Source organism: Sphaerimonospora thailandensis (assembly GCF_016863115.1).
Classification (GTDB): domain Bacteria; phylum Actinomycetota; class Actinomycetes; order Streptosporangiales; family Streptosporangiaceae; genus Sphaerimonospora; species Sphaerimonospora cavernae.
This window is the reverse complement of sequence record NZ_BOOG01000139.1, coordinates 1-1,139: the sequence shown is the minus strand read 5'-3', so window position 1 is coordinate 1,139 and position 1,139 is coordinate 1. Positions and strand designations below refer to the sequence as shown.

Here is a 1,139-nt window from a genome sequence, read left to right as displayed (position 1 = left end):
ACGCACCCGGGCGGCGGCGTTGCTGGCCGCCGCCCGCGAGGCGCCGTCCGGCGAGCTGTTCACCAGCGGCGACACGACGCTGCGCCGGGCCGTGCTGCGCATCGACTCACGACGCATCTGGGCCGAGGACCCCCAGACAGGCGCCCGCCGTGACCTCACCCGCCCACCGGCGAGCTCATTCCGCTACTGCACATCGTGCCGTCCAAGACCGACACCGAGCGGCTGCTGGTCATCTCACCCGAACTCGCGGACGTGCTCGCCGCGATCATCCACCGCGTCCGCGACCAGGCCGGCGCCGTTCCGCTCGTCATCCCCTACGACGTCCACGAGCATGAGTTCACCCCGGCGATGCCCATCCTGTTCCAGCACCGGGTCGGTGCGGACGCCCGCCCCCATCAGCGCCGCTTCCATCCGCCGCTGGATCACCAACGCTCTCAACCACATCGGGCTGCGGGACGCCTCCGGCCGCCTGCTTACCTTCCAGCCCCACGACTTCCGTCGAATCTTCGCCACCGAAGCGATCCTGAACGGGATGCCGCCGCACATCTGCCAGCTGATCATGGGGCACGCCAACATCAACACCACTATGGGCTACAAGGCCGTCTACCCCGAAGAGGCCATCAACGGTCACCGCGCGTTCCTCGCCCGCCGTCGTGACCTGCGCCCCTCCACGGAATACCGGGCCCCGACCAAGGAGGAATGGGAGGAACTCCTCGGCCACTTCGAACACCGCAAGGTCTCCCTGGGCTCCTGCGCACGTGCTTACGGCACCGGCTGCATCCATGAACACTCCTGCCTCCGCTGTCCCCTTCTACGCCCCGACCCCACACAGCTGCCACGACTGACCGAGATCCGCGACAATCTCCTCGCTCGCATCGACGAGGCTCGCCAGCAGGGATGGCTCGGCGAGGTCGACGGACTCAAGGTCAGCCTCAGCGCGGCCAACAACAAGATCGCCCAGATCGAGGAGTCAGCCCGCCGCCGGCCCACTGAGCTGGGCATGCCCACCTTCCGCGACATCGCCCCGCACACCATCAGCCCGCGAACCGGGCCGCGCCCAGCAAAGCCACGGTGACCGCCACGACACCCTTAACCGCGACAAGCGATCAGTTCAGATAATGATAAAGGACAGAATGGAT

2 protein-coding genes are annotated in these 1,139 nt (G+C 67.4%); one reads left to right on the top strand and one right to left on the bottom strand.

All coding sequences use genetic code 11. The features are described 5' to 3' along the window. Positions 1–234 precede the first annotated feature (234 nt). Positions 235–513 (bottom strand): hypothetical protein, encoded by a 279-nt coding sequence (locus Mth01_RS30055; RefSeq protein WP_239090096.1) that lies wholly within the window; start codon positions 511–513, stop codon positions 235–237. On the opposite strand from Mth01_RS30055, the gene Mth01_RS29320 reads away from it, so the two are divergent. Next, positions 395–1,075, top strand: coding sequence for a site-specific integrase (locus tag Mth01_RS29320; protein WP_239090095.1), 681 nt, complete (start codon positions 395–397; stop codon positions 1,073–1,075). The two genes, Mth01_RS30055 and Mth01_RS29320, sit on opposite strands and share 119 nt — an antisense overlap. Positions 1,076–1,139: the final 64 nt, after the last annotated feature.